The following is a 19,469-nucleotide window of genomic DNA, read 5'->3' on the forward strand; positions in this document are numbered from 1 at the left end:
AGCGCGCTCGGTCTCACGGCCGGGTTCGCGGTCGCTGTGGTGGTCGCTCATGGCGGTGCCCCCCTCTCACTTCCGGTAGAGGGCGTCGATCCGGTCCGCGCAGGCGGCGGCCACGGCATGCCGCTTGATCTTCAGCGACGGGGTCAGCAGGCCGTTGTCCTCGGTGAACTCCCCCTCGACCAGGGTGAAGCGGCGGATCGACTCCGCCCGGGAGACCGCCTCGTTGGCGTAGTCCACGGCGCCCTGGACGTCGGCGAGGAGTCCGGGGTCCTTCTCCAGTTCGGCGAAGGGGGTGTCGAGGGGGCGCTTGCGCACCGACAGCCAGTGCTCCAGGGCGTCGGGGTCGAGGGTGATCAGCGCCGCCACGTAGGGCCGGTTGTCTCCGACGACCATGCACTGACCGATCGGCGGCCGGCTGCGCAGCCGGTCCTCCAGCACGGCCGGGGAGACGTTCTTGCCGCCGGAGGTGACGATGATGTCCTTCTTGCGGCCGGTGATGGTGAGGTAGCCCTCCTCGTCCAGGAAGCCGACGTCTCCGGTGGCGAACCAGCCGTCCCGCAGGGACCGGGCGGTGGCCTGCGGGTTGTTCCAGTAGGAGGCGAAGACGACACTGCCCCTGATCAGCACCTCGCCGTCGTCGGCGATGCGTACGGCGGTGCCGGGGACGGGCTGCCCGACCTTTCCCGGGCGCGGGTCCAGGGGCGGGACGAGGGTGGCGGCGGCGGTGGTCTCGGTGAGGCCGTAGCCCTCGTAGACGATGATGCCGCAGGCGGCGAAGAAGAGGTTGAGGCGGCGGTCCAGGGGGGAGCCGCCGCTGATGGCGTAGTGGAGCCTGCCGCCGAGCTCCTTGCGGACGCGCCGGTAGACCAGCAGGTCGTACAGGCCCCGGGCGAGGGAGAGTTTGAGGCCGGGGCCGGTCCCGGCACCGCGGAAGGCGTCCATGAAGGCCTCGCCGTAGCGCACGGCGATGCGGTCGGCCCGCTCGAAGGAGGAGCCGCGGCCGATCCTCTCCGCCGTGGCGCGCCCGGTGTCGTGGATCTTCTCGAAGAGGTAGGGCACGCCGACGAGGAAGGTGGGTCGGAACCGCTTGAGTTCGGGCCGCAGTTCGTCGGGCTTGATGCTGGGCCAGTGGCCGATCTCGATGCGCGCCTGGAGGCAGGCGATCTGGATGGTGCGGCCCAGGATGTGCGCCAGGGGCAGGAAGAGCAGGGTGGAGGCCTCCTTGCCGGTGGCCGCCTCGAAGACCGGGTGCAGCAGTTGCACGGTGTTGTACGCCTCGGCCTGGAGGTTGCCGTGGGTCAGCACACAGCCCTTGGGGCGGCCGGTGGTGCCGGAGGTGTAGCAGATGGTGGCGACGGTGTCGGAGGTCAGGCCGGCACGGCGTTCGGTCACCTTCTCGTCGCCCACCTCCCTTCCCAGGCCGGACAGTTGGTCGACGGCCCCGGCCTCGATCCGCCAGGTGCGCGGCGGTTCGGGGACGGAGACGGCGGCGGCCGCGGCGGTGACGGCGTTCTCCTCGGTCTCCACGACCAGGAAGCGGGCGCCGGAGTCGCGCAGGATCCACTCGATCTGGTCGGCCGAGGAGGTGGGGTAGACCGGTACGGTCTGTCCGCCGGCCGCCCAGATCGCGAAGTCGAACAGCTCCCACTCGTAGCGGGTGCGGGACATCAGCGCGACCCGGTCGCCGGTCTGGAGTCCGGCGGCGATCAGCCCCTTGGCGACCGCGTTCACCTCGCGGGCGAAGGCCGCGGCGGTGACCGGGGTCCACCGGCCGGCCTCACGGCGGCGCAGCACCACCGCGTCGGGGTCCTGTTCGGCGCGGGTGAAGGGGATGTCGGCGGTGGTGCCCGGGCCGGCGGGCGGCGGGGTGCGCCAGGAGGAGCGCGCCTCGCGGACGGCGCCGTCCTCCAAGGTCAGCTCCACCTTCACGCGGTCGGCGAGTTCGCTGTGCTGCTTCGCCCTCTTCAGGTCCTTGCGTACGCCCATGGTCGGCTCCTGTTCGCGGCGTGGGGAGGACTGCACTGGCCGGTGGGGGGTGGGTGGGAGTGGTGTGGAACGGCTTCGGTCCGGGGACCGGGGGCGGGTCGGGAGCGGGGCCGGTCCGGCCCAGTGCCGTCGGGCTCGGCGCCGGGCCGGGGAGGGAGTGGGGAAAGGGGCGGGCCCGTACGGGCGCCGGCTCGTACGGGCGCCGGCTCGTACGGGCCCGGCGGTCAGCGTTCGAGGATCGCGGTCACGCCCTGTCCGCCCGCGGCGCAGATCGATATCAGGCCGCGTACGGTCGGCTCCCCTCCGTCCCCGGGCCCGCCGCGTTCGGCGGCCTTCTCGTGGAGCAGCTTGGCGAGGGTGCCCACGATCCGGCCGCCGGTGGCGGCGAAGGGGTGTCCGGCGGCGAGGGAGGAGCCGGCGACGTTGAGCCGGTCGCGGTCGACGGTGCCCAGCGGGCCGGGCAGGCCCAGGCGGCGGACGCAGAAGTCCTCGTCCTCCCAGGCGGCGAGGGTGGCCAGGACCTGGGAGGCGAACGCCTCGTGGATCTCGTACAGATCGAGGTCGCCCAGCTTCAGCCCGGCGCTCTGGAGCAGCTTCGGCACGGCGTACGCCGGAGCCATGAGCAGCCCGTCGGAGCCGCCTGCGAAGTCGACGGCGGCGGCGCGGGAGTGGGTGAGGTGGGCCAGCACCGGCAGGCCACGCTCGGCGGCCCACTCCTCGCTCGCCAGCAGCACGGTGGAGGCGCCGTCGGACAGCGGGGTGGAGTTGCCGGCGGTCATGGTGGCCCCCTCGCCCTCGCCGAACACCGGCTTGAGGCGGGCGAGTTTCTCCGGCGTGCTGTCCGGGCGCAGGTTCTGGTCCCGCTCCAGGCCCCGGAAGGGGGTGACCAGGTCGTCGAGGAAGCCGCGCTCGTAGGCGGCGGCCAGACGCCGGTGACTGGTGGCGGCCAGGGCGTCCTGGTCGGCGCGGGCTATGCCCCACTCGGCGGCGGTGCGGGCGGCGTGCTCGCCCATCGACAGGCCGGTGCGCGGCTCGGCGTTGCGGGGGACGTCGGGGACGGCGTGCCCGGGGCGCAGACCGGCCAGGGCGCCCAGGCGCTGGTGCAGGGAGCGGGCCCGGCGGGCCTTGAGTAGCAGTTTCCGCAGGTCGTCGTTGACGCCCAGCGGTGCGTCGCTGGCGGTGTCCACACCGCCGGCGACCCCGCACTCGATCTGCCCCAGGGCGATCTTGTTGGCCACGAGGATGACGGTCTCCAGGCCCGTTCCGCAGGCCTGCTGGACGTCGTAGGCGGGGGTGCGGTGGTCCAGCGTGCTGCCGAGGACGACCTCCCGGGCGAGGTTGAAGTCCCGGCTGTGCTTGAGGACCGCTCCCGCGGCGAACTCCCCCAGCACCTCGCCGCGCAGGCCGTGGCGCTCGATCAGGCCGGCCAGGGCGGCGGAGAGCATCTCCTGGTTGGAGGCGGTGGCGTAGGGCCCGTCCGCCCGGGCGAAGGGGATGCGGTTGCTGCCGACGATCGCGACGCGGCGGACGGCCGTTGCCATGGCCACCACTCCTTGTGGTAGGAAACCCCTCTACTTACTTCGGAGTAAACTTACTCATGCGTAAGGAGAAATCAATGGTGGATCGCTACCAGAAACTGACGGCCTCCGGGCCCGGGGCGCTCCTGGCCCGTCGACTGGGGCTGCCGCGCCCGGAGATCCTGGAGCGCCACCGTCCGGGCCGCCCCGTCCTGTCCGGCCCGGTGGTCGTGGACGGCGCCGGGGGCGGCAGGCTGACCGGGCCGCTGCGCGAGCTGGTGGCCGCGCTGCCGGGCGCTTCCGGCGGCTCCTCCGGTTCGCAGGACGCCCCCGCCGCACTGGTCTTCGACGCCACCGGCATCGACGGCAGCGGCGGGCTGCGCGCACTGCACGACTTCTTCCACCCGCGGATCCGCTCGCTGGCCCCCTGCGGCCGGGTGGTGGTCCTGGGCACCCCGCCCGAGGCGGCCGGCGGGGTGCGGCAGGCCGCCGCCCAGCGGGCGCTGGAGGGCTTCGTGCGCTCGGTCGGCAAGGAGCTGCGGCGCGGGGCGACCGCGCACCTGCTGCTCGTCGCGCCCGGGGCGGAGGACGCGGTGGAGTCCACGCTGCGCTTCGCGCTCTCGGCCCGTTCCGCCTACGTCTCCGGCCAGGTGCTGCGGATCGGGGAACCGGTCGCGGGAGGTGCCGCGCCCGCCGACTGGGAGCGCCCGCTGGACGGCAGGACGGCCGTGGTCACCGGAGCGGCGCGCGGCATCGGGGCGGTGGTGGCGAGGACCCTGGCCCGGGACGGGGCGACGGTGGTCTGCCTGGACGTGCCCGGCCAGGGCGGGGAGCTGCGCGAGCTGGCCGGGAGGATCGGCGGGGACGCGCTGGAGCTGGACATCACCGCCGACGGGGCCGCCGACGACCTGGCGGAGCACCTGGGCGAGAGCCGCGGCGGCGTGGACGTCGTGGTGCACAACGCTGGCATCACCCGCGACAAGACCCTGGGCCGGATGGACGCCGCGAAGTGGGACTCGGTGATCGCGGTCAACCTCACCGCGGTGGAGCACCTGACCGAACGCCTGCTGGAGCCCCGGGAATCCGGGGAGCCGGTGCTGCGCGAGGGCGGCCGGATCGTGTGCACCTCCTCCATCAGCGGCATCGCGGGCAACGTCGGGCAGACCAACTACGCGGCGAGCAAGGCCGGTCTGATCGGGCTGGTGCAGGCCCTCGCCCCGGCCGTGGCCGGACGCGGCGTCACCGTCAACGCGGTGGCCCCGGGCTTCATCGAGACGAGGATGACGGCGGCGGTGCCCCTGTTCGTGAGGGAGGCGGGCCGCCGCATGAACAGCATGAAGCAGGGCGGGCAGCCCGTCGACGTGGCCGAGGCCGTCGCCTATCTCGCCTCGCCCGGCAGCGGCGGGGTCAGTGGCCAGGTGCTGCGGGTGTGCGGCCAGTCCCTGCTGGGAGCGTGAGGGGGCGTGGAGGACGTGAAGGGCACGGAGGGTGCCGGAGGCGCGGGGGGCGCCGGTCACGGGGAGCCGGAGACGCTGGAGTTGCCGTCCGCCCCGGGCACGGCCGGGCTGTACGTCCGCGCGGTGCTGCCCAGGTCCGGCGGTACGCGGGGCCGTCCGCTGCCGGCGCGGCGGCTGGTGCTGCGCGATGTCGCGGCCGACCCGGAGCGGCTGCGCCGCTACGCCGAGGTCTGCGGCTTCGCCGGCGCCGCCCGGCTGCCCGTGACCTACCCGCACATCGTCGCCTTCCCGCTGGCGATGTCGCTGATGACCCGGCGGGACTTCCCGCTGCCGCTGCTCGGGCTGGTGCACATCGCCAACCGGATCGACCGGCACAGGCCGGTCGAGGCCGGGGAGCGGCTCACCTACCGGGTGTGGGCCGGGGATCTGCGGCCGCACCCGAAGGGGACCGCCTTCGACGTGACGGCCGAGGCCGACGACGGCGCCCGCACGGTGTGGCGGTCGGTCAGCACGTATCTGCGCCGGGGGCGCGCGGCGGCCGGTCCCCCGCCGGGCGCAGGGGCCCGCTCCGGCAAGGCCGCGTCCGGCGGTGCGGGCACTCCGGGCGGGCCGGGCGGGCCGCTGCTGGAGGAGCGCTGGGAGGTGCCCGGCCCGGCGGGACGCGCGTACGCCGCCGTCTCCGGCGACCGCAACCCGATCCATCTGCACCCGCTCACCGCGAGGCTGTTCGGCTTCCCGCGCGCCATCGCGCACGGCATGTGGACCAAGGCCCGCTGCCTGGCGGCACTGGAGGAGCATCTGCCCGGCGCCTGCCGGCTGGACGTCTCCTTCCGGGCCCCGGTCCCGCTGCCCTCGGCGGTGCGCTTCCGTGCCACGGGCCCGGCCGCGTCCGCCGGCACCGGTGTGCTGTGGGACTTCGGGCTGCGCGGTGACGGCGGCACGGGGCGCGAGCACCTGCGCGGCGAGGTCTCAGCCCTGGACTGAGCGATCCGGGTCCGCCGGCGCCCGCGGCGCCCCGGACGTTCCCGGTGTCCCGGCGGACGCGGCCGGGCCCGGGACGCCGGAATCCGCCGGGGGCGCCCAGACCTCCCCGGCCAGTACGTTGCGCATGCCCACCCACACCATGTTCATCAGGCGCCGGGTGACCCGCTCGGGGGACTCCCCGGGGTGGCGCTCCATCCAGTCGGTGAGCGAGTCCGCCGCCCCCACCAGCGCGTGGGCCACGAAGTCGGCCTCCTCGTCGGCGACCGGGACCGGCCCGGGTGCCTCGCCGATCCCGTCCCGGACCAGGCCCGCGACCTCGGCCATGACCGCGCGGCGGGCCTGCGCGACCTCGGCGGTGATGGCCTCGCTGAGCTGCGACGCCTGGCGGTGGAGGACGACCCAGCTGTCGCGGTGCTCGGCCACGAAGGCGAAGAACGCCGACAGCCCCGCCCACAGCCGCAGTTCCGGGGTGCGCACATCGCGCGCCGCGCCCTGGAAGGCCGCCACCAGCCGCTCGGCCTCGCGGCGCAGGCAGGCCAGGAACAGGCCCTCCTTGGAGTCGAGGTAGAGGTAGACCATCGGCTTGGAGATGCCCGCCAGTTCGGCGATCTCGTCCACCGAGGCGGGGTGGTATCCGCGCCTGGCGAAGACCTGGACCGCCACGTCGATGATCTGCTGTTCCCGGATTCTCCGGGGCACCCGTCGCCTGCGTTCGCCGCTCACCCTTGCCAGCCTACCTACCCCGCCGTAATCTTACTCACCAGTAAATTTACTCTTGAGTAAGAAGAGTGAAGGGGAACCCCATGACCAACGGCGTCAGCCGGGAGCCGGCCGACCTCGCCGCCCTCGACTTCACCACCGTCTCCCCCGAGGAGTTCGCGCGGATCGTCAAGGGCCTGTCCAACAAGGAGATCGACGGGATCATGCGCGGCGAACTGCGAATGCGCGTGCTGGGTGAGGTCTTCCGGCGCATGGAGCGGCAGTTCCGTCCCGAGCGGGCCGGATCACTGGACGCCGTGATCCGCTGGAAGGTCACCGGGGAGAGTGAGGTCGTCCGCGAGATCGCCATCGCCGGCGGCACCTGCACCGTCCGCGAGAGTCGCGGCGAGACCGACCCGCGCGTGACACTGACCATGGGCGACGCCGAGTTCCTCAGGCTCGTCTCCGGCAACGCCAGCCCCGTGACGATGTTCATGACGCGCAGGCTGAAGCTGGCCGGCGACATCGGCCTGGCCTCCGGCCTGACCCGCTACTTCGACATCCCCAAGGCCTGAGGAGCGGACGCGGACCATGAGCGGTTTCTGCCTCGACCTCACCGAGGAGCAGAGCGACCTGCGCGAGTGGGTGCACGGCTTCGCCGCAGACGTCGTGCGCCCGGCCGCCTCCGAGTGGGACGAGCGGGAGGAGACTCCCTGGCCCGTCATACGGGAGGCGGCGAGGATCGGCCTGTACGGCTTCGAGTCCCTGGCCGACATGTACGGCGACCCCTCGGGCCTGTCCCTCCAGATCGCCAACGAGGAGCTGTTCTGGGGCGACGCCGGCATCGGCATGGCCCTGTTCGGCACCTCGCTGGCGGTGGCGGGCATCTTCTCCGCAGGCACCCCCGACCAGCTCGCCGAATGGGTTCCGCAGTGCTTCGGCGACGAGGACGACCCCAAGGTGGCGGCCTTCTGCGTCTCCGAGCCCGAGGCCGGCTCCGACGTCTCGGCCATGCGCACCCGCGCCCGGTACGACGAGGCGAGGGACGAGTGGGTGATCAGCGGCCAGAAGGCCTGGATCACCAACGGCGGCATCGCCAACGTGCACGTGGTGGTGGCCTCGGTGGAGCCGGAGCTCGGCGCGCGCGGCCAGGCGGCGTTCATCGTCCCGCCCGGCACACCCGGCCTGGAGGGCGGCCGCAAGATCAGGAAGCTGGGCCTGCGGGCGTCGCACACCGCCGACGTCTTCCTGGACGAGGTGCGGGTGCCGGGCCACTGCCTGCTGGGCGGCGGGGAGAAGCTGGAGGCGCGCCTGGCCCGCGCCCGCGAGGGCGGACGGGCCAAGGGGCAGGCCGCCATGGCGACCTTCGAGGTGAGCCGGCCCACCGTGGGCGCGCAGGCGCTCGGCATCGCGCGCGCCGCCTACGAGTACGCCCTGGAGTACGCGGGCGGCCGCGTCGCCTTCGGCCGCCCCGTCGTCGAGAACCAGGCCGTCGCCTTCGCCCTGGCCGACCTGCGGACCGAGATCGAGGCCGTCCGCCTGCTGATCTGGCAGGCGGCCTGGATGGCCCGCAACAACCGCGCCTTCGACGCGGCCCAGGGCTCGATGTCCAAACTGCGCGCCGGTGAACTGGCCGTCGCCGCCTCCGAGAAGGCCGTACAGGTCCTCGGCGGCGCCGGGTACAGCCGGGAGCATCCGGTGGAGCGGATGTACCGGGACGCCAAGATCTACACCATCTTCGAGGGCACCAGCGAGATCCAGCGCCTGGTGATCGCCCGCGCGGTCTCCGGCCGCCACATCCGCTGACCCGGTCCCCCCGCCTCTCCACCGCATCGTCCGTCCGCATTCCCGTTCACCCGGGACGCGGATGGACGCGTTCCGTTCCGCGGCCCCAACTCGCCTTTCCCACAGGTCTCTTGTGACTCATGTCACTCCGCGGCTAGACTCCCGCCCGCTGCGATTCGCACACGTTTTCTTCGCATGTCGACCATCGGATCCAACCTTCACGGACACCACGTGGAGATCGAGTGGAGGGACTGCGCGTGGAAAGAGCACCGGCATCACGGAAGACGAGCGTTTTATCCACGTTGATCCGTTTGGGCGCACTGCTTTCCGTACTGCTCTCCGCACGGCTCTCCGCGTCGCTTCCCGCCCCGCTTCCCGCGCCGCGCCCCCGGTCCGGCCGGTGAGGCGGACCACGCCCGCCGGCCCGGAGGCCGGCGGCCACCGGGCTTCCGCCCCGCGCCGCGACGTACGGCTGCTGTGGTGGGCCAACAGCACCGACGCCCTGGGCACCCAGATCTCCGGCCTCGCCCTCCCCCTGCTCCTGCTGGGCCTGGGGTACTCCCCCGTACTCGTCGGAGCCGTCGCGGGGGCCTCCACCGCACTGGGGCTGCTGCTGGGCCCGTTCGCCGCCGTGCCCGCCGACCGGGGCGCCCGCCGCCGCGTGATGATCCTCTGCGCCGCGGTGTCCGCCGCCGCGCTGGGGTCGCTCGCCGCGGCCCTGGCCCTGGGCTCGCTCCATCCGGCGCACCTGTTCGCCGCGGTCCTCGTCGAGCGCGTCGCGACCGCCTGCCAGGAGGCGGCGGCCCGCGGCGCCGTGGCCCTGGTCTGCCCCGCGGACGACCATCCGAGGGTGGTCTCGCGGCTCCAGGCCGGCGAGCAGGGCGCCCTGGTGCTGGGACCGCTGCTGGGCGGACTGCTCTACCAGGCCGGCCGGTGGCTGCCGTTCCTGGCGGACGCCCTGTCCTACCTCGTCGCCGCGCTGTGTGTGCGCGGCATGCGCTCGGACCTCGCCCCGGCGGGGAGGGCCGGACGGGACGAGCGCCCTTCACGGGCCCGTTGGGCGGCCTTCGCCTCCGAGGCGGGTGCGGGTCTCGCCCTGGTCCTGCGCTCCCCCGTACTGCGCCTGGTGCTGGTGTGGACGGCCGCAGCCGGCGGACTGCTGGTCGCGCTCCACTACACGGTCGTCTTCGCCCTCCAGGACGGCGGGCGGGGCCCGGCCGCCGTGGGGCTGGTGTTCTCCGTCGCGGGCGCCGCGGGCCTCGCCGGGGCACTGGCCGCACCCGCCGTGGTCCGGCGGCTGACCGCGCCGCGGACGCTGGTGGCGGTCTCCTGGCTGGTGGTGGCGCCCGCCGCCGCACTGGCGGCCGTAAGCGGCCCATGGTCGTACGGGCCGCTGTTCGGCGTCGTCTCCCTGCTGGTCCCGGCCGCCGTGGTGGTACTCCAGACCCGGGCGCTGCGGGTGACTCCGCCCGAGTTGCAGGCCCGCACGGGGACGGCGCTGGCCACCGCGGCGGGCATCGCCGCGGCGGTGGCGCCGCCGGCCGCCGGGGCAGCCGTGGACCGGGCCGGGCCCGCGCCGACGATCGCGGGGTGCGCGGTACTGCTGGCCGTGCTCGCCGCGGGCACCACGCTGGCGGTGGCCCGCGGCGTCCTGTCCGCACCCCTGCCCGGGCCGGCCGCGACAGTGAAGGAGGCGCTGTGAACACGGCCTCCTCCGCGCCGGACGCGGACCGTCCCGCACCCGGCTACCGCGTCTACCGGCCGGTGCTGCCGGAGGTCTGCCCCCGTGACCCGGCGCTGATGGTGCTCACCGGCGACGCCGGCGGCCGCTGCGAGGTCTTCGCCCTCGACACCCGCACCGGCCGCACCCGGCAGGTCACCGACCGCCCTCGCGGCACCCTGCACTGCGCCATCGACGCCGACGCCGCCGTCTGGTGGTTCGACGAGGACGAGACCGGGCGCGGCCGCTGGCTCCACCAGGACTTCCACGGCGGTCCCGTACGGCCCGGCCTGACCGGTCTGCCCGCCGGGACCCCGCGCGGGCTGGCCGTCGGCGCCGGCGCAACGGTCGCCGTCGGACTCGGCGACGGAAACGGTCTGACCGTCCACCTCGGCCGGCGCGGCGGCCCGGGCCGGCCGGTTCTGCGGACGGAGGGGCACGCGGTCCTGTGCGGGCTCTCCCCGGACGGCCGGCTGCTGGCCGTCACCCGCTCGGCCTCCTCCGAGCGGGCCGTCAGTGTCCACACCGCATCCGGCGGGACGGTGGCGGAGCTGTCCGGCCGGGGCGGCGGACTGTGGGCACTGGGTTTCGCCCCCACCGCCCCCGCCTCCCCCGGCGGTGGTGAAGACGGCGGGGCGGAGCTGCTGCTGGTGCGGCAGGACGGCGACCGCTACCGGACCGCCACCTGGCGCACCGGAGACGGAGTGCGCCCGCACCCGTGGTGCGCCTTCGACACCGAGATCACCGCCCGCTGGCACCCCCGGGGGCGCCGGTTCCTGGTGCGCCAGGACCGCCACGGCCGCAGCCTGCTGTTCACCGCCGACCTGGACCGGCAGGCCCTGACCCCCGTGCCGGTGCCCCGCGGCAGTGTCCTGGACGCCGTGCCCCGGCCGGACGGGGACGTGCACTACCTGTGGACCGACACCGCCACCCCGCCGCACGCCCGTTCCGCCTCCGGCGCCCCGCCTCCGGCCGCGGAGGCACCCGCCGTCCGGGTGCCCGGACGGCACACCGAACTGTGGACGCCCGGGCCGGACGGGGAGGTCCACACCCTGCTCAGTCTCCCCGAGCGCCCCGCCGTCCGTCCGCCGCTGGTGATGCTCGTCCACGGCGGCCCCGCCGACCACGACCGGGACGCCTACGACCCGACCGTGCACTCGCTGGTCGCCTCCGGCTTCGCCGTGGCCCGGGTCAACTACCGCGGCTCCACCGGCTACGGGCCCCGCTGGCGCACGGCGTACGGCCAGGGGGTGGGCCTGACCCAGGTCGCCGACCTCGTCTCCGTCCGGGCCGACGTACTGGCGCGCGGGCTGGCAGACCCCGGCGCGGTGGGCCTGTGGGGCACCTCCTGGGGCGGCTATCTCGTCCTGCTGGCGCTGGGCACCCGGCCCGGCCTGTGGCACGCGGGGGTGGCCGTCAAACCGCTGGCCGACTGCGCCACCGCCCACCGCACCGGTACGCCGGCCCTGCGCGCCCTGGACGAGGCGCTGTTCGGGGGCACCCCCGAGCAGGTGCCCGGGCTCTACGCACGCAGCTCCCCCGTCCACTACGCGCACCGGGTGCGGGCGCCGCTGCTGATGGCCGCGGCCCTCCACGACGTCAAGTGCCCGCCGGAGCAGGTGCGCACGTATCTGGCGGCGCTGCGCGCCTCGGGGGTGCGTCACGAGGAGATGTGGCTGGACTCCGGCCACGACGGCTACCTCGGCGGCGACCACGTCGCCGTGCTGCGCGGGGCCCTGGGCTTTCTGGACCGGGAGCTGCGCGGCGCCGGCCGGGCGACCGGCCGCGATCACGACTCCCCGCCCCGGCCGGGGCGGGGGCAGGGCCGGCCGCCGGCACCGGCGGCCGGGGACCGAGTGGACCACGAGAGGAGGTAGCCATGCAGAAGGACGTCATCAACAACGACCCGCTCGCGGGCGACGAGGAGAACCGCAAGCCCTCCGTCGGCATCACCGTCACCATCCCGTTCCGCAACGCGGAGGACACCGAGGAGGAGTGACTCCTCACCGCCCGGCCCGGCCCTCGACGCCGGGCCGGGCGGCCACCTGCCCTCGCCGCCGCCCGCCCCCGGCCACATCTTCCGTACCGAGGAGTCCGCCATGCGCGTCCTGCTGGTCAACATGCCCTGGTCACCGATCGATCTGCCGTCCCTGGCGCTCGGCATCCTCAAGCGCAGCGTGGACGAGCGGGTTCCCGGCGGCCGGGCCGAGGTGCTGCACGCCAACCTGGAGTTCACCGACTGGATCACCCGCCGCATGGAGTTCACCGGGGACGACTACGAGTACTACGCCCTTTCCTCCTACTTCATGGGATGCGGCGACTGGGTGTTCTCCTCCGCGCTCTACGACGACCCCGAGTGGCGGACCGAGGAGTTCACCGCCGTGATGAGCGGAAAGCTGCGCCCCTCCCGTCTGCGGCTGACACGGGAGCTGCACCGGATCGCGCCGGAGTTCGTCCGGGAGACCGCCGAGCGGATCGTGGCGTACGAACCGGACGTGGTCGGCTTCACCTCCACCTTCCAGCAGAACACCGCCGCGCTGGCCGCCGCCCGGCAGGTCAAGCTGCTGGCCCCGCACATCGTGACCGTCATGGGCGGCGCCAACTGCGACGCCGAGCAGGGCGCCGCCGTCCACCGCAACTTCACCTTCGTGGACCACGTGGTGCGCGGCGAGGGCGAGGTGGCCTTCCCCCGGCTGCTGACGGCACTGGCCGAGGGCGCCGAGGGCGCCGGCCTGTCGGACATACCGGGGCTGTGCCACCGTGGGGCGGACAAGGCCGCCACCGTCAACCCGATGAGCACCTCCCCGATGCCCCCGTCCGCCATCCTGCCGCCCGACTACACCGGCTACTTCGAGCGGCTGGCCGCCTCCGTGGCCCGCAACTGGGTGGAGCCCAAGCTCGTCGTCGAGGGGGCCCGCGGCTGCTGGTGGGGCGAGAAGCACCACTGCACCTTCTGCGGGCTGAACGGCTCGTTCATGCAGTTCCGCAGCAAGAGCCCGGAGGTCTTCCACGACGAGATCATGGAACTGGCCCGCCGGCACCGGGTGCTGGACATGTACGTCGTCGACAACATCCTCGACATGGGCTACCTCAACACGGTGCTGCCCCGCATCATCGACAGCGGGTACGACCTGCGGCTGCACATCGAGATCAAGGCGAACATGCGCCGCTCCCAGCTGCGCACCCTCGCGGACGCGGGCCTGATCTACGTCCAGCCGGGCATCGAGAGCCTCAACAGCCGTGTGCTGGGGCTGATGGACAAGGGGGTCAGCGGCTGCCAGAACGTCCGGATGCTGCGGGACGGCGCCGAGACCGGCCTGTCGGTCTCCTGGAACTACCTCCACGGCTTCCCCGGCGAGACGGCCGCCGACTACGAGGGGGTCATCGCCCAGATACCGGCGCTGGAACATCTCAACCCACCGGTCGACCTGTCCGCCCGCATCGCCATCGAGCGTTTCAGCCCGTACTTCACCCGCCCCGAGCTCGGCTTCTCCGGCCTGCGCGCCGAGGAGCACTACCGCTTCACCTACGACCTGCCCGAGGAGGAGCTGTACGACCTGGCCTATGTGTTCGAGGCCCCGGCGCGCGGCATTGGGGAGGAGACCGTGAAGTCGCTCAACGAGGCGCTGGCCGCCTGGAAGAAGGCCCATGCCGACAGCAGGCTCACCCACGCCGACCTGGGGGACCGGATCGTGCTGGTCAGCCGCCGGAGGCTGTTCGACTGGGGTGCGCTGGAGCTGACCGATCCGCTGGAGATCGCGGCCTTCCGGCTGCTGGACCAGCCGCACGCCCCCGCGGCCCTCACCCGCAAGCTCACCGCCCGGCTGCGGTACGCCGTGGAGGGGGACACCGTGGCGGAGCTGCTGGAGCGCTGGGTGGAGCTGGGCCTGGTCTTCGCCGAGGGCGGCCAGTACGTCCATGTGGCCCCCGCGGCGGTCAACGAGGACCTGCTGAGGCTGGACTTCATGCGCCATCTGCACGCAGCCCCGCGGGAGGGCGGCCCCACACCGGCGGCGCGGCCGACGGCCGGTGTCTGAGGGTTCCGCGAGCCGCCGAGGACCGGATCACAGACCGCCGGCCACCGGCCGGGCGGGCGAACGAGAGAGAGGGCACGAGTGAGCACGACGATCACGGAACACCCCGGCGGCCCGGCGCCGCTGACCGTCACCGCCTGGCGCGACTACGACCCGCGGGCGTGCGCGCTGCCCGGCATGCGCCTGGGCGACGTACGGATCGAGGATTCGGTCGCGGCCGCGGTGGACCGGCTGTGGGAGTCGGGCGCCCGCAGGGTGCGGCTGCCTCGCACGGTGGACCTCGCAGCCACCGGTGATCCCGGTGCCGCGGCTCGCGCCGTCCGCGATCTGTGCCTGGTGCGCGACCTCACCGCACGCGCGGTGTTCGTCGAGTGGCGGCTGCGGCTGGCCCCGGAGCCCTCCGGCGGCTGGGAGCTCCTGGGGCACCTCCAGCCGCCCGCCGGGTTGGAGGGGCCGGAAGACTCGGCCGGTGCGCTGGCCCGATGGCGCGAGGGGCACTACCTGTGCAAGTGCCTGTGGCGGCAGGGCCCGGGTTTCGTGCAGATACGCGACCGCCGCTGGGGGGACCTGCGCCGCTTCACCGCCGACGGGCCCGAGTACCACGCGGCCATCACCGCGCTCGCCTACGGCGCCCGCCCCGGTGACGTGCCCGCGCCGGTCCTGGCGGAGTTCCGCGAGGAGCGCCTGGTGGCCGATGTGGGGCCCCTGGCGCTGTGGCTGCCCTACCGGGTGCGGCGGTGGATCCAGGAGGCCATGGCGATCTGACGTCACGTCGTTGAGGCCTTGAGTCCTTGAGGCCTTGAGGCAGGATGGCCCGGTGGTGGAACAGGAGGACGCGGAGCGTGAGTTCGGCGCGCTGGGCGCCCGGGTGCGGCTGCACGCGCGCTGTGTGGACTGCGGGCGGCACACGGGAATCGGGCCGGACGAGCCGGTGGTCCTGGCCTCGGTCGTCAAGGTGCTCCTGGTGCTGGAGTTCGCCCGGCAGGCGGCGTACGGCCAGCTGGATCCGGCCGAGCGGGTGCTGGTGGGGCAGGCGGACCGGCTGGGCGGCACGGGCACGGCCGGGTGCCGTGACGACGTGGAGACGAGCCTGCGCGATCTGGCGTTCCTCACCCTGTCGGTGAGTGACAACACCGCCGCCGACGTGCTGTTCCGCAGGGTGGGCGCCGACGCCGTGGCACTGCTGGCGAGGGAGCTGGGGCTGGAGGGCACGCGGATCGCCGGATCCCCCCGGGACCTGCTGGAGAGTGTGCTGGCGGAGGTCGGCGCCGCCGATCCTGCCGCGTTCGCCGCCGTCTACCCCACACTCTCCCCCGAGCGGATACGCTCCCTGCCCACGTCGGACCCGCGGCGCACCAACAGCGGCACCGCCCGGGACATGACCCGGCTGCTCGCCCTGGTCTGGACCGACCGCGCCGGACCGCCGCGGGCGTGCGCCGAGGTCAGGGACCTGATGGCGCGACAGGTGAGCTGGCACCGGCTGGCGGCGGCCTTCCCGGAGGAGGTGGCGGTCGCCGCGAAGTCGGGCACCCTGCCCGGCTTCCGCCACGAGATCGGCGTCATCGCCCCGCCCGGCGGCGGCCGTTACGCGGTCGCGGTGTTCACCGAGACCGTGAGCCCGGCCCAGCGCCGCCCGGACCTCGACGCGGCGATCGGCGCGGCGGGGCGCGCGGCGGTGGAGGAACTGTACGGCTGCTGTGGTCAGCCCCCCTCCGGCCGCCGCACCGCGTAGACCACGTCCCAGGGGCGCGGCGCGATGTGCGCTCCCGCCTCCTTCGGGTCTGGCCTCCCGGCCAGGCACCCGCCCGTCCCGCCCGCCTCGGCGCGCAGTACGGCCGTCGCGGTGGCCGCAAGGCGCCGGGCGGCCGGGTGGGGCGCCGCGGCGGGCCGTACGAAGGAGACCGGCCACCGCGGTGCGTCCGCGCCGAGAGGACGCCACAGGACACGGGGTTCCTTGCGGGCCACGGCCTCGTGGGCGAGTGCCACCCCGCGCCCGGCGATCACCAGGCCCGTCATCACCTCGGGGCTCCCCGCGTGGACGATCCGGGACGGGCGCCAGCCCTGTGCCCGGCAGGCGTCGAGGGTGGCGTCGTACAGGCCGGGCGCGGCCCGCCGGGGAAAGATCACCAGCGGGCTGCCGCCGAGCGAGGCCAGGGGCAGCGGGCCCGGCCCCGCCGGCGGGGAGCCCCGGGGCAGGACGACGCCCAGTGGCAGAGCGGTGGCCGGTTCGCCCACCAGTCCGTCCGGTTCCGGCTCCACCGGGTGCTGGAGAAGCCCGGCGTCCAGCTCCCTCTCGGCCAGCAGCCGCACCTGCTCGGCGGTGCTCAGCTCCCCGGGCTCCACCAGTACGCCCGGGATCTCGGCGGCGAAGGCGGTCAGCATCCGGGCCAGTACGCGCCCGGGCAGCTCCGGCGGCACCCCGATCCGCAGCGTTCCGTGTTCACCGCGGTGGGCGCGGGCGACCAGGGTCCGCATCCGCTCGGCCCGTGCCAGCAGATCCCCGGACTCGGCCAGCAGCGCCTCGCCCGCGGCGGTCAGCCGTACGCCGCGGGAGGTGCGGTCGAACAGCCGCGCGCCGAGCTCCTCCTCCAGCGCGCGGACGCTGCGGCTCAGCGGCGGCTGCGCCATGTGGAGCCGCTGAGCCGCCCGCCCGAAGTGCAGCTCCTCGGCGACCGCCCGGAAGTACCTCAGGTGCCGTAACAGGTCCACGCCGGGACGATACCGTTTCCGGTATCGCCGGGAACGGTTTTCGATCTTGGACGGTCGGCCGTGACGCGTGCTCTGATCACGGCATGCGACCGCTCTCCCGATCCTCACGTTCCTCCGCCGTGTCCCGGCGCGGCCTGCTCAGGCCCGCGGCGGCCGGTCTGGCCGCCGCGGGCCTGACCGCCTCCGTCCCGGCCGGCGCGGCGGCCCGTCCCTCCCGCTCCAAAGGCCCGGCTCGTCCCGAGCCGGGGAAGTCCGGCTTCCATCTGCGCTGGCTGGGCAACAACGGCTGGGAGATCCGCGTGGAGCGACCCGGCTCCGCGCCCGCCACCGTGCTCGTGGACCCCTGGCTGACCCGCTTCCGCACCGGTACCTACTCCGAGCGGGGAGCCGACCCGAGGACGCCGGTGACCGTCGACCGGGCCGCCGTCGACCGCCACCGGCTGCGCGCCGACCAGATCCTGGTCACCCACGGCCACTACGACCACATGCCCGACGTACCGCATCTGGCGGCCCGCACCGGTGCCACCGTGCTGGGTACCGAGAGCCACGCCAACATGATGCTGGCCCTCGCCGGGCCGCGGGAGCGGCGCGCCCTGGAGGAGCAGCTGTCGATGGTCCGCGGCGGCGAGCACATCCGCTTCGAGGGCTACTCCGTCCGGGTACTGCGCTCCCTGCACTCCATGCCCGGGCCGCGCGCCCGGGTTCCCTTCCCCGGTACCCGCCCCGGCGGCCCGCCGCCACGTCCCAGGACCATCGCCGACCTCGTCGAGGGCGAGACCCTGGCGTACGCGGTCACCAGCGAGGCCACCGGTTTCACCCTGGTCAACTTCGGCGGATCCAACTTCAGCGCCGCAGACCTGGCCGGACTCGCCCCGGACCTGGCGATGATCCAGCCCGGCGGCTCCACCGTGCACGACTACGTACCGCGCCTGCTGTCCTGCCTGGACCACCCGCCCTACGTCGTGCCCACCCACTGGGACGACTTCGACGAGCCGCTGGATGAACCGGCCGTGGACTGGGGCGGGCTGGAGGGCCTGCGTGAGGCGGTGGCCGGGGCGAGCCCGGGCGCGCGCTTCGTGGTCGTCGACCACCTGGAGACGTTCACGCCCTGACACTCCCGGCCGCCGGCCGGGCGGTCAGCGGTCCCAGGCGGCCGTCGCCGCCGCGGCGGCGACGGGGTCGTCCGCCACGATGACGAGCCGGTGGTCGTGGTCGGAGTACAGGACCTCCACGGTCACCCCGGCGTCGGCCAGGGCTCGGGTGATCGCGCCGAGCTGTCCCGGGCGCTCCTGGTCCAGGCGCCGGGTGAGCACCTTCCGGCAGCCGGTCACCGGTATCCCGGCGGCCCGCAGCGCCGAGCACGCCGCCTCGCCGTCCCGGAACAGGAAGTGGGCCACCGGCCGGCCGCCGACGGTGAACACACCGCCGCCCTCCACGCTGACGCCCGCCGCGCCCAGCGTCTCCCCCACCGACGCCAGGGCGCCCCGCCCGTCGCCCGGTTCCACGGTCACGTCGTACATCCGCGTCCCCCTCCTCTCGTGCGCCCGCCCGGGAGGCGTGGCGCCCACACGGCGATGCTGGGGCCGCGACCCTTCGGTGAGCGCCGAAGGGTCGCGGCCCGGTGGTGCGCGCGCCGCGGCGGCGGGCGTCCGTCAGCCGAACGGAACGACGGCGACGGGCGCCTTGGAGTGGTGCATGACCGCGTGGGCGACCGGCCCGATGTGGAAGCCGATCGGCGAACGGCGGATGCGGCGGCCGACGACGACCAGCGAGGCGTCCTCGGAGGCCTCCGTCAGATGACGGGCGGCCCGGCCCACCACGGCCTGCGCCTTCACCTCCACGTCCGGGTACTTCTCCCGCCAGTGGCGCAGCGCCTCGGTCAGGTTGCGGGAGCTCTCCTGGGCCAGGTCGGTGGCCAGGCGGGGGTCGACGGCGATGGGGTCGACGCCGTAGACCAGCGGCGGGTTCCAGCCGTGGATGACCCGCAGCGCGGCGCCGCGCCGGGCGGCGGCGTCGAAGCCGAACTCGATGAGCTCGTCGGCCGGCCGGTACAGCTCCAGCCCCATGACGACGTCGCGGGGCGTGGCGGAGGGCTCCGCGCCCTCCGGTCCGCCCTCCTTCGACGTCTCGGCCCGCACCAGCACCACCGGGCACTTCACACGGGCGACGGTGGCCAGGCCGACGGAGCCGACCAGGAACCCGGCCACGGGCCCCAGGCCGCGGGTGCCGACGACCAGCACCTCGGCCTGCTCGGCGACCGCGGTCAGCACCTCGGGGGGACGGCCGGTGAGCTGGTCGGTGGTGATCTCCAGCTCCGGGTGGCGGCGGGCGAGGTCGTTCGCCGCCTCGCGCGGGATCCGCTGGGCCCAGTGCTGCCGGGTCTCGGGGTCGGCGAAGGAGTCCGGAGGGGTGAAGGGGTCGGGCTCCCGCACGTGGACGAGGCGCAGCGGCACCCCGCGCCGCGCCGCCTCCCGGGCCGCCCAGTCGGCGGCGGCCAGGCTCTCGGCGGAGCCGTCCACTCCCACGGTGACCGTACGTACCATCACAACACCTCCGTTGACGGGCGGCTCCGCGCCGC

At 74.4% G+C, this 19,469-nt stretch carries 16 protein-coding genes; 10 read left to right on the forward strand and 6 right to left on the reverse strand.

Annotation, left to right across the window (positions count from 1 at the left end; all coding sequences use genetic code 11):
* Positions 1 to 66 precede the first annotated feature (66 nt).
* Complete coding sequence (locus IQ279_RS25155; RefSeq protein ID WP_206351611.1) at positions 67 to 1,986, reverse strand: AMP-dependent synthetase/ligase; 1,920 nt, start codon at positions 1,984 to 1,986, stop codon at positions 67 to 69.
* Between the two features lie 224 nt (positions 1,987 to 2,210).
* Positions 2,211 to 3,527, reverse strand: a complete 1,317-nt coding sequence (locus IQ279_RS25160) for an acetyl-CoA C-acetyltransferase (protein WP_206351612.1) — start codon at positions 3,525 to 3,527, stop codon at positions 2,211 to 2,213.
* 74 nt (positions 3,528 to 3,601) lie between these two features.
* Between IQ279_RS25160 and IQ279_RS25165 the strand changes: the two genes are divergently transcribed.
* Both IQ279_RS25165 and IQ279_RS25170 read left to right on the forward strand, forming a co-directional pair.
* On the forward strand, positions 3,602 to 4,960 hold the full coding sequence (locus IQ279_RS25165) for a 3-oxoacyl-ACP reductase (RefSeq protein ID WP_206351613.1): 1,359 nt from the start codon (positions 3,602 to 3,604) through the stop codon (positions 4,958 to 4,960).
* Between the two features lie 6 nt (positions 4,961 to 4,966).
* On the forward strand, positions 4,967 to 5,944 hold the full coding sequence (locus tag IQ279_RS25170) for a MaoC family dehydratase (protein ID WP_307792533.1): 978 nt from the start codon (positions 4,967 to 4,969) through the stop codon (positions 5,942 to 5,944).
* Here IQ279_RS25170 and IQ279_RS25175 read toward each other — a convergent pair.
* Positions 5,930 to 6,667 (reverse strand): TetR/AcrR family transcriptional regulator, encoded by a 738-nt coding sequence (locus tag IQ279_RS25175; RefSeq protein WP_206351614.1) that lies wholly within the window; start codon positions 6,665 to 6,667, stop codon positions 5,930 to 5,932. The two genes, IQ279_RS25170 and IQ279_RS25175, sit on opposite strands and share 15 nt — an antisense overlap.
* Positions 6,668 to 6,747: 80 nt before the next feature.
* Between IQ279_RS25175 and IQ279_RS25180 the strand changes: the two genes are divergently transcribed.
* The 7 genes from IQ279_RS25180 (at position 6,748) to IQ279_RS25210 (ending at position 15,914) form a co-directional block, all read left to right on the forward strand.
* A complete protein-coding gene (locus IQ279_RS25180; protein WP_206351615.1) occupies positions 6,748 to 7,218 on the forward strand; it encodes an SCP2 sterol-binding domain-containing protein in 471 nt (156 codons plus the stop codon).
* 16 nt (positions 7,219 to 7,234) lie between these two features.
* Entirely contained in the window at positions 7,235 to 8,449 is a 1,215-nt protein-coding gene (locus IQ279_RS25185; protein WP_206351616.1) for an acyl-CoA dehydrogenase family protein, read from the forward strand.
* A 379-nt stretch (positions 8,450 to 8,828) separates the two neighbouring features.
* Complete coding sequence (locus IQ279_RS25190) at positions 8,829 to 10,130, forward strand: MFS transporter (RefSeq protein ID WP_307792534.1); 1,302 nt, start codon at positions 8,829 to 8,831, stop codon at positions 10,128 to 10,130.
* Positions 10,127 to 12,025, forward strand: coding sequence for a S9 family peptidase (locus IQ279_RS25195; protein WP_307792535.1), 1,899 nt, complete (start codon positions 10,127 to 10,129; stop codon positions 12,023 to 12,025). Before IQ279_RS25190 ends, IQ279_RS25195 begins: the two co-directional genes overlap by 4 nt.
* Positions 12,026 to 12,247: 222 nt before the next feature.
* Positions 12,248 to 14,185, forward strand: coding sequence for a RiPP maturation radical SAM C-methyltransferase (locus tag IQ279_RS25200; protein WP_206351618.1), 1,938 nt, complete (start codon positions 12,248 to 12,250; stop codon positions 14,183 to 14,185).
* A 78-nt stretch (positions 14,186 to 14,263) separates the two neighbouring features.
* On the forward strand, positions 14,264 to 14,947 hold the full coding sequence (locus IQ279_RS25205; protein WP_372445233.1) for a DUF5825 family protein: 684 nt from the start codon (positions 14,264 to 14,266) through the stop codon (positions 14,945 to 14,947).
* A gap of 52 nt (positions 14,948 to 14,999) precedes the next feature.
* Entirely contained in the window at positions 15,000 to 15,914 is a 915-nt protein-coding gene (locus IQ279_RS25210) for a serine hydrolase (RefSeq protein ID WP_206351619.1), read from the forward strand.
* Here IQ279_RS25210 and IQ279_RS25215 read toward each other — a convergent pair.
* Positions 15,884 to 16,891, reverse strand: a complete 1,008-nt coding sequence (locus IQ279_RS25215; protein WP_206351620.1) for a LysR family transcriptional regulator — start codon at positions 16,889 to 16,891, stop codon at positions 15,884 to 15,886. The genes IQ279_RS25210 and IQ279_RS25215 overlap by 31 nt on opposite strands.
* Before the next feature lie 119 nt (positions 16,892 to 17,010).
* Here IQ279_RS25215 and IQ279_RS25220 point away from each other — a divergent pair, with 119 nt between their 5' ends.
* Positions 17,011 to 18,003, forward strand: coding sequence for an MBL fold metallo-hydrolase (locus IQ279_RS25220; RefSeq protein WP_206351621.1), 993 nt, complete (start codon positions 17,011 to 17,013; stop codon positions 18,001 to 18,003).
* Between the two features lie 24 nt (positions 18,004 to 18,027).
* On the opposite strand, the gene IQ279_RS25225 is transcribed toward IQ279_RS25220, so the two are convergent.
* On the reverse strand, positions 18,028 to 18,411 hold the full coding sequence (locus IQ279_RS25225) for a hypothetical protein (RefSeq protein WP_206351622.1): 384 nt from the start codon (positions 18,409 to 18,411) through the stop codon (positions 18,028 to 18,030).
* Between the two features lie 132 nt (positions 18,412 to 18,543).
* On the reverse strand, positions 18,544 to 19,434 hold the full coding sequence (locus IQ279_RS25230; protein ID WP_206351623.1) for a universal stress protein: 891 nt from the start codon (positions 19,432 to 19,434) through the stop codon (positions 18,544 to 18,546).
* Positions 19,435 to 19,469 lie beyond the last annotated feature (35 nt).

Origin of the sequence: Streptomyces verrucosisporus (assembly GCF_017114865.1) — a bacterium.
Classification (GTDB): Bacteria; Actinomycetota; Actinomycetes; order Streptomycetales; family Streptomycetaceae; genus Streptomyces; species Streptomyces fenghuangensis.